The organism is uncultured Oscillibacter sp. (assembly GCF_910579365.1).
In the GTDB taxonomy this organism is placed as follows: Bacteria; Bacillota; Clostridia; order Oscillospirales; family Oscillospiraceae; genus Oscillibacter.
In genome coordinates this window covers 23312-30688 of record NZ_CAJTUX010000031.1, presented here as the reverse complement: position 1 = coordinate 30688, position 7377 = coordinate 23312, and the positions used below count along the sequence as shown (strand labels likewise).

At 59.9% G+C, this 7377-nt stretch carries 7 protein-coding genes and 1 tRNA gene; 1 reads left to right on the top strand and 7 read right to left on the bottom strand.

The window, feature by feature from the left end:
• The 5 genes from QZ329_RS08875 to QZ329_RS08855 form a co-directional block, all read right to left on the bottom strand.
• A partial coding sequence (locus QZ329_RS08875) for a SpaA isopeptide-forming pilin-related protein (RefSeq protein ID WP_295751299.1) occupies positions 1–1301 on the bottom strand: 1301 nt, incomplete at its 3' end.
• Between the two features lie 85 nt (positions 1302–1386).
• Positions 1387–2148, bottom strand: a complete 762-nt coding sequence (locus QZ329_RS08870) for a CAP domain-containing protein (protein WP_295751296.1) — start codon at positions 2146–2148, stop codon at positions 1387–1389.
• Between the two features lie 104 nt (positions 2149–2252).
• Positions 2253–3125 carry a class D sortase gene (locus QZ329_RS08865; RefSeq protein ID WP_295751293.1) on the bottom strand — a complete coding sequence of 291 codons (873 nt, stop codon included), beginning with the start codon at positions 3123–3125 and terminating at the stop codon, positions 2253–2255.
• Positions 3125–4018, bottom strand: coding sequence for a hypothetical protein (locus QZ329_RS08860; RefSeq protein WP_295751290.1), 894 nt, complete (start codon positions 4016–4018; stop codon positions 3125–3127). Before QZ329_RS08860 ends, QZ329_RS08865 begins: the two co-directional genes overlap by 1 nt.
• Positions 4019–4046: 28 nt before the next feature.
• Positions 4047–5864 carry a DUF3991 domain-containing protein gene (locus QZ329_RS08855; protein WP_295751287.1) on the bottom strand — a complete coding sequence of 606 codons (1818 nt, stop codon included), beginning with the start codon at positions 5862–5864 and terminating at the stop codon, positions 4047–4049.
• 264 nt (positions 5865–6128) lie between these two features.
• Here QZ329_RS08855 and QZ329_RS08850 point away from each other — a divergent pair, with 264 nt between their 5' ends.
• Positions 6129–6374 (top strand): hypothetical protein, encoded by a 246-nt coding sequence (locus QZ329_RS08850; RefSeq protein ID WP_295751284.1) that lies wholly within the window; start codon positions 6129–6131, stop codon positions 6372–6374.
• A gap of 87 nt (positions 6375–6461) precedes the next feature.
• On the opposite strand, the gene QZ329_RS08845 is transcribed toward QZ329_RS08850, so the two are convergent.
• Together QZ329_RS08845 and QZ329_RS08840 are read right to left on the bottom strand one after the other, a co-directional pair.
• Positions 6462–6884 (bottom strand): translation initiation factor 2, encoded by a 423-nt coding sequence (locus QZ329_RS08845; protein ID WP_295751282.1) that lies wholly within the window; start codon positions 6882–6884, stop codon positions 6462–6464.
• A 404-nt stretch (positions 6885–7288) separates the two neighbouring features.
• A tRNA-Pro gene (locus QZ329_RS08840) sits at positions 7289–7364 on the bottom strand.
• Positions 7365–7377 lie beyond the last annotated feature (13 nt).

Sequence of the window (7377 nt, the reverse complement as noted above, 5' to 3'; positions counted from 1 at the left end):
GGTCGTCCAGAATCACATAGCGTGTGCCCGGATGCCCCGCCAGCCAGGCCAGGATGGATGCCCTTGATCTCAAAGTGGGTGTCGGGGATCACGTCTCCCGTCTTGGCGTCCCGCTTCAGGATGGTCAGATTCGGCAGCTTCTTGTCGGAGGCCGTGACAGTGACGGTGCCGCCCCCATTGACGGCGGTCTGATCCACATGGGCAATAACCGGCTCCGTCAGCTTGGCATAAGGCGAGGGCGCAGACACTTCCACAAAAGCGTACATTCCCTCGGTCACATCCGTCACCGTGATGGAGCCGTCCGCCTTGGTAGCTTCAGTCCCAATGATCTGCCCGTCCTTCAGGATATTGAACACCGCGCCAGGGAGAGGATTGTTGGAATCATCCAGCTTGATGAGCTGAATTTTTACCTTGCTGTCGTTTTCAAAAACCAGGGAAACGTCGGATTTTCCATCCCAATGGAAGCTCTGCTTCACCTTGTTCTGATCCGGACTCTTGGTGTATCCCTCCGGGGGAGTCATTTCCTCCGCGACATAACTGCCAATAGGCATGGAGTCCCAGGGCACGTCTGTGAGCCAGCCGCCCTCAGCCGTGGTATAGGTCCCCACAAAGCTGTTGTCCACGCCGGTGATTTTGATCACCGCCCCGGCGAGTCCCTTGGAGGGATTGTCCGCGTCTACTTTCCGGATGCTGCCCTGGCTGCCCAGGTCCAGGATGAACTGCGTCCGGTCCCGGAAGGAGCTTTCCCCCTGCTTCTGGTCGATGCTGGTGTAGTGGGTGCCCTCCAGGGTGTTGTACACGGCCATGAGCTCCTCGGCGCAGGCCACGACGGGGTCGCTCATGCTGCCCTGCTGATACCGCCAGATGCAAGCCTGCACCCAGGCGTTCATGTACCACCGATACCCAGGGCTCCAGACATCCGCAACGCCCAGGGCCTCCGCCTCGTCGGTGAAAACGCCGGTGGAGTGAGCGTAGTAGTAGGCCATCATGATTTCCACGGTGGGGTCGGAGATCGACCGCTTGTTCCCCCAGGTCTGGCCCTGGAGGGAGGAGCCCATGCCTCCGCCTTTCGTGCCGCAGAAGCCGGTGGTGTCCTTGTTTCCGTTTTTAAAGGTCATTTCATGAAGAGTACAGCGCCCCAGGGCGGCGGACTGATACGCCACGCCGGAGTGGCCGAACTCCTTCAGCGTGATGGTATCCCCGGCGGCGAAGGCCGTGGTGGGGAACAGGCTCAGGACGCAGACCAGCGCCAGCAGCAGGGCCGTCAGGCGCGTTCGCAGGGAATGATGTTTTTCTTGCATAAATGCTTCCTTTCCGATTTGATTTTTGAACGAAAAAAGGCCCCTTGGCGTGATGCCAAGGGGCCTCCGTGTGGTGTGTGATTCCTTATTCATAGGGGTTATGTCCGGTGGGATCGCCTACAACCATGTAGCAGTAGGCTTTTCCGTTTTTGAAGGTGACGCCGGTTCCGACGTGGGACGCCTCCGGCAGCAGCATGGTTTCAAAGTGTCCGGGAGACGCGATCCAGTAGTCAATGGCCTGCCGGGCGATGTCCGGGCAGTCATAGGCGCCGAACATGGTGAGGTTGTAGAGCCCGCCGTGAGGCCAGCCGTAGCGGATGAGGGCCATGTGGTCATAGGGGCGGTGCTCCGTGACGCACTGGCTGGAGATGTCCTGGGCGGCGTTCATGAGGGAATCGTCCGTGGGCAGTTCTGCCAGCCCATGTTCCAGGCGTACCTCGTTGATGAGCCGGACCATCTCCAGACGGATGTCCATGTTGACAGACAGGTCCAGAGCTTCGCTGGGGGCCGGGGACGGCTCCGCCGCTTCTACGGTCAGCGTCAGACCGCCGGTGCTTCCGGCCTTATCGGTGACGGTGATCTCAGCCGTCCCCTCCGCCCTGGCCACCGCTACCCAATAGGTCAGGACCCGCTCCAGGGTGATAGCCTCCGGGTTGCTGGATTCGGCGATGTACTCCGGTCCGACAGGTCCGATGATGAGGCAGCTCCTTTCGCCTGCCTCCAGGGTATTGCCCTTGTAGCTGCCTACCCGGATCTCCGGGCCCGCCGCCAGGGCCGGGCCTGCCAGCAGCGCCGCGGACAGTATGCCAGCCGCCAACATCCCAAACACTTTACTGTTCCTTTTCATAGCTTTTCCTCCATTTCCGTGATTTTGTCAGGGCTTTCGCAACCGCAACACTACCACAGACCCGAAGGAATGTCTATTGGAATCGGCAGACAGTTCAGCCCGATTTAATCGGTCAATTCAGCCGCTCTCACACACCAACGGAGGTCCCGCTCATCCCGGACGCAGGTGTACAGCGTCAGGCAGTTCTCGGAGGTATTCTCCAGGCTGCTCAGGTCCGTTTCCGTCACCTTGGCAATGGAGGTCACCTCATAGGTCCGGGTCCCCTCCTTGGTGGAGAGGGTGATCTCATCGCCGGCCTCCAGGGTATGGATTTTTCCGAAGTACGAATTGGTCCCCCGATTATGGGCGGCCAACCCGACGTTGCCGTTCCAGATGGAGGTCTCCTCAAAGTGGCCCACGCCCTTTTTCAGCGCGGCGCTGTCGGTGCCCTGGACGATCTTGACATTCAGGCCGATGGCGGGGATTTTCAGGGTACCCAGGGAGCCGTTGCTGTAGTAGCTGTCCTCGGTGACGCTGGTGAAGCCCACGGAGGCCGTGTCATTGGGCCGGGTGGTGACAGTGAACTGCTCCGGGGGAGTGGAAGAGCCGGAGGAACTGCTGTCCAGGATGGACGTGCTGGGCAGGAACCCGCCCATGCCGCTGGACACACCATTTTCCGAAACAGAGTAATTTGCGCTGCCCACCTGATTCACCAGTCCGCCGCTCAAAGCGCCGGGGACAAGGTTCGGCGTGAGGGCCTCTCCGCTGCCGGGAAGGTAACTGGTAGGGGTACCGAAGCCGGGGGCCACCAGGGCCACGTTTTTGCTCCGGTCCACGTTGGGGTTTTCAACTTCATAGATGGTATCGTCGCTGGTGGGCCGGGCAAACAGGAAATCGTCCGCTCCATCGTAGCTGTACTCCAATGCGCTGGCCTGGACGGCGCACAGGACGCAGATCATGCAGACCAGCAGGAACAGTCTGAACTTTTTCAATGGCATTATCTCCTTCTGATTTTCTTGTACACAAAGGCACCGCCGAGAGCCAGCACCAGAACCGCGCCGCCGATCATAAGCGGGCGCTTGATACCGGAAGCATCAACGGGTTCGCCGTCCTGAACGCCGGAGTCCTTCGGGGCCTCGGTGCTGCCGAACACGGCGGTATAGGTGACCACATTGCAGCCGGTCTTGGAAACCTCGCCGGAGTAGTCGGCGGTCACCGTATACCCGGTGGCGTATTTGCTGGAGGTGCTGCCGGTATACCGGGCCGTGGCGGTGTAGCGGGTGACCACGCCCTCGCCGGACTCCTGAGTGGAATTGCTCCACTGCACGTCCGCCAGGGTCAAGCTCCGTCCGCCGTCCGAGATGGTCTTGGGCACCAGGGACAGGTCCGCGTCCGACAAATTCGGATAGGTACGAGTCGCAGACACTGTGCCGGTCTTGGTGGCGTAGCCGTCCGTGGTCACCTTGACCGTGGTGTGGTCCAGGTGCAGCTTCCCGGTGTAGCCGTCCTCCGTGACGGTTTCGATCTCGGCGTCCAGAGTCTGGAGGATTTTCTCCATGTTATTGGTGTCGCTGGGCATGGTCACGGTCTGGACATGGGGCTTGGTGTCCACGCCCACCTCGTCCTTCCGGGTCATGTCCAGCAGGTAGTACAGCCGCCCGTTTCGCTCAAAGTCCTCCGTGGGAATGAGGCTGGGGTCATCGTCCAGGGACAGCTGATACACCTTCTGGATGCGAAGCTCGTCGAAGTCACCGTAGGTGTATTCCTCTACGGAAATGGGGTAATAGGCGCTGTCCCTGCCCGGCCCGGATTCTTCGGCGGCCTGGACGGGAACGGACAGAAGCGTGGAAAGCAGGAATGCAGCCAGGAGCAAAGGAATCGTTCTTTTCATGTTGTTCTCCTATCTCAAAATAGTGGGACTATCTCTCGTCCCCGCTCCGAGCCGGAGCCTTCCGCTGGGGCGGAGCGATGGTTTTCTCAATGGAACCGCCAATCTGACGGCTCATGCCTTGAATCTCTTTCAGGAAGGCCAGCCGGTCCTCGATCTCCCAGCCCTGGCAGCGCTCCGCCATCTTCGTCAGGTCCGGCAGCTCCCGCTGGATACCGAAGCGGCGGCAGAGGATGTACGAAACGCTCTGGGCGCTCAGCTCACAGCTCTCCCGGCTGTAGGCGGGGTTGCGGCCCCGGTCATGAAACCGGGCCTGGGCAATCTCGGCGGCGGCCGCCGCAAACGCCTGGCTGTCCGAGAGTTCAGTGTCAATAGCCAGGGTCATCTGCCGGGGGTCGTAATAGGCCCCAGATTCCAGATTTTCTCCGGCGACCACCTGAACGGGCGCGAAATTCAGCAGGGCGGTCAAGGCCGCTTCCATAGCTTCGGTGTCATCCCTCAGCTGAGGCGTTCGCAGCTCCCGGCCCTGGGTCTGGGCGATATCGTAGACGCTGGTGAGGTTGTAGCCCCGGCCCGTGGCGGACCGGGTGAAGATGCTGGCGCCGTTCTTCAGCTCCGGGTCCAACACAAAGCGGCCCAGGTCCTTCCAGTGGCCGCGGGTATGGACCACGGTGGCCTCCGGGAGCTGGGCCATGGCCAGGGCGATGTTCCCGGAACTGTAGGAGGGGTTGTCCCCCTGGAGCTCCAGGTAACAGGCAAATTTTTCGGGGTCCTTGGTGATCTGTATGACGCTGGCGTCCCGGAGGGCAGCGGCGGTTTCCTTGTCCGCCTGCCGCTCCTCCCGCCATTTGGCGTCCGCTGTGGATTTGTCGCTGATGATCTTGCCTAAGTTCGCCATAGGTTTGGTTTCCTCCTTTTTTGTGGGATTTTCTGTGCTTTTGGGTGGCTTCACCTCCTCTAAGACCCCCGTGAGTTTGTATTTAAGCTGCGCGTTCCAGTCCTTGCCGTACTTCGGGACCCGGATTTCCACCTCGTACCCAGCCGCCCGGTACTTCTCCCGCATCTCCTTCGCCGCCGTGATCCCAGGCTCGTCATGGTCCAGCAGGAGCTTGATGGCTTTCAGGTGGGGATGGTCCCGAAGGTAGGTATCCAGCGGTCCGCTGTACAACCCGCAGAGGGCGACGGCGTTGCTGTGGACCTCCGGGCAGAGGGTGCAGAAGCTCATAAGGTCTATAGGGGCCTCGAAAACCGCCACCTCCTCAATTTCCGGATCGCAGGGCAGGCGGAAGCCGATCTTCTTGTCGCTGCCGAGAACATCCCGTTTGAAGCCGGAGCCGCCCAGATCGCAGGTGCCTCGCTTGCTGGCAAACCTGGGCTGGCCGCTGCCATCCCTGCCGACAAACACGCAGTTGTGGTATTGAGCGTCCTCATAGAGAAGCCCGGCGTCTATGAAGCGCTGAATCACCTGGGCGGCGATCCCCCGCTTGCGAAGGTACGCAAACACCCGGCGCTGGTCCGGGTTGGCGGGCGGCAGGACGAAGGGCGGCTTCTCCCTGGGCGGAGGCGGCTTGGGGCGGGGGACGGGCTTGTCCCGGTCGGGGGAGTCCCTGGACCTCCCATGGTAAGCGAGGAGATAATCCACCGCCTCCGGGAAGCGCATCCCGCAGAACTCCTGGAGGAAAGTGATGGCGTCCCCGCCCTGTCCGGTGGAGTAGCGCTTCCATCTGGTGGGGTCCCGGATACGGATGCTGTCCATCTCCGCCGTGGTGTAGTAGCTGCCGATCCGCTTCAGCGTGTATCCCAGGGAGGGCAGCAGACCCAGCAGGTCCGTGTGCTTGGCGACATCCATTTCGGCGTCTGTGAAACGAAAAGCTGTATTTTGGTTCAGAAAAAATCACCTCCTTCGGCTGAAAGCAAAAACAGCCGGGCAGGGCATCCCAAAACGGGGTGCTCTGCCCGGCTGCTTCTCCTGGGGCCGTAATGTTTGCGCTGTCAAGACTGAACTTTTACAAAATCCAACCTGCTTTTTCTCCATGTCCGGCATTGCTTTTCCTGGCCTTTCCAGTTACAATGTTTAGAGGTATTGTAAAAAATAAGGGAGGTTTTTTGTGCAATGGTGCTGGATTATGATCCGTTGTGGGACGAGCAGGGACAGCTTCGCCGGGGTTGTACCGTGCGGGAGGCCCTTGCCTGGCTGACGAAGTTCGGCAGCCACAGCGCGGGGGAGAATGTCTGTGTCAATGGCGTGAGCTATAAGCTGGGTAGTTTGCTCTATGGACCGGATCGCCCTGCCGTGGCGGACAAGCCTATTTCCCGTATCTATGACGGTTATTACCATCAGCTGAACTTCAGCGTCTGATCTGCCGGAAACGAAAAAAGCCCCCGGCGATCCTGGCGTTGGATCACCGGGGGGTTCACACGGCCCGTGTGGGTCCGCTGTGGCGCGTTAGGGCTTCTCCGGGGGCAGGGCCTCCTCCTTGGGCTCGGAGGGCTCACAGGGGCTGACGCTGGTCCCGGGGGCGGCGGTCTGCCCGGCCTCCTCGGCGGCCTGCCGCTCGGCCTCGTTCAGCGCCTCCTCGATGAGCCCCAGCACGAACTCCCGCTGAGTGTACTTCCTTCCGGTCCGCTGAGTCTCCCGCTCCAGGTGGGCCTTGATCCGCTGGAAGAGCTCCTCGGGGATCTGGAAGGCCATCGTTCTCGTATTGTCGCTCATAGTCGTCGTACCTCCGTCTTTCTTTAAATTGTAGTATTCGATCAGCAGGTTCGTGATGTACTCGCTGGTGGTCTGGCCCGCCGCCTCTCTGGCCTCGCTGACCTGCGTGTGGAGGCTGAGGGGGATCTGAGCGCAGAGGTTCTTTTTCTGTTCCATGCTGCCGTTCTCCTTCCCGTTTGTTGTAACGACAGTATAGCCGGAAAGCATTGATAAAGCTATTACCAAGACCACCGAAGAACGCTGAACACATGAAGCATAAGCACCAATGATGGGAAGGGCCCTCCCGAAATGGAAAACCTCCCTCGGAGCGGCTTGGCAGCTCCGGGGGAGGTGTGTTTTTCTTTTTTAGAGAGAGGCGGAGAGTTCGAGTCGAGCAGGCTGCTAAAAACTGCCAAAACTGCTGTTTTTGCATCTCTGGTGCGTTATTTTTATTTTACGCCCCCAAATTCTTCCATCCTATCCCAATTATTCTTATTTTCAAGTAAACCATGCTCTTTGTGCACAAAAATCCCGCACCAAAGTGCGGGATTTTTGCGTGCATCTCGTTTGTCAACGAAACTTGGTCCGAGTGGCGAGACTTGAACTCACGACCCCTTGACCCCCAGTCAAGTGCGCTACCAACTGCGCTACACCCGGATAAATTTTGCTC

What these genes read in the sequence shown, in the direction of transcription:
- QZ329_RS08870 (WP_295751296.1), bottom strand. Translation starts at nt 2,148, where the DNA reads ATGAAAAGGAACAGTAAAGTGTTTGGGATGTTGGCGGCTGGCATACTG.
- QZ329_RS08865 (WP_295751293.1), bottom strand. Translation starts at nt 3,125, where the DNA reads ATGCCATTGAAAAAGTTCAGACTGTTCCTGCTGGTCTGCATGATCTGC.
- QZ329_RS08860 (WP_295751290.1), bottom strand. Translation starts at nt 4,018, where the DNA reads ATGAAAAGAACGATTCCTTTGCTCCTGGCTGCATTCCTGCTTTCCACG.
- QZ329_RS08855 (WP_295751287.1), bottom strand. Translation starts at nt 5,864, where the DNA reads ATGGATGTCGCCAAGCACACGGACCTGCTGGGTCTGCTGCCCTCCCTG.
- QZ329_RS08850 (WP_295751284.1), top strand. Translation starts at nt 6,129, where the DNA reads ATGGTGCTGGATTATGATCCGTTGTGGGACGAGCAGGGACAGCTTCGC.
- QZ329_RS08845 (WP_295751282.1), bottom strand. Translation starts at nt 6,884, where the DNA reads ATGGAACAGAAAAAGAACCTCTGCGCTCAGATCCCCCTCAGCCTCCAC.